At 67.2% G+C, this 329-nt stretch carries 1 protein-coding gene; it reads right to left on the minus strand.

Annotation, left to right across the window (positions count from 1 at the left end):
• A partial coding sequence (locus KUM44_RS36675) for a transposase (RefSeq protein ID WP_217214091.1) occupies nt 1-329 on the minus strand: 329 nt, incomplete at both ends.

A 329-nucleotide genomic window follows, 5' to 3' on the forward strand; every position in this document is an offset into this window, starting at 1 on the left:
ACCAGCATGAGGACGTCGCTGACGCCGCGGTTCTTGATCTCGGTGAGGATGTTCAGCCAGTGCTTGGCGCCCTCGCCGCCGTCGCCGGCCCACAGCCCAAGGATCTCCCGCCGGCCCTCGGCGGTGACGGCCAGAGCCACATAGACAGGCCGGTTGGCGACCGCGCCGTCACGGATCTTCACATGGATGGCGTCAATGAAGACGACCGGATAGACGGCGTCGAGCGGGCGGCTCTGCCATTCGGCCATGCCCTCGAGCACCTTGTCGGTGATGGTGGAGATGGTCTGGCGGGAGACCTCGGCACCGTAGACCTCGGCCAGGTGGGCCTG

It is taken from the genome of Streptomyces sp. AC550_RSS872, from assembly GCF_019049285.1.
GTDB lineage: Bacteria > Actinomycetota > Actinomycetes > Streptomycetales > Streptomycetaceae > Streptomyces.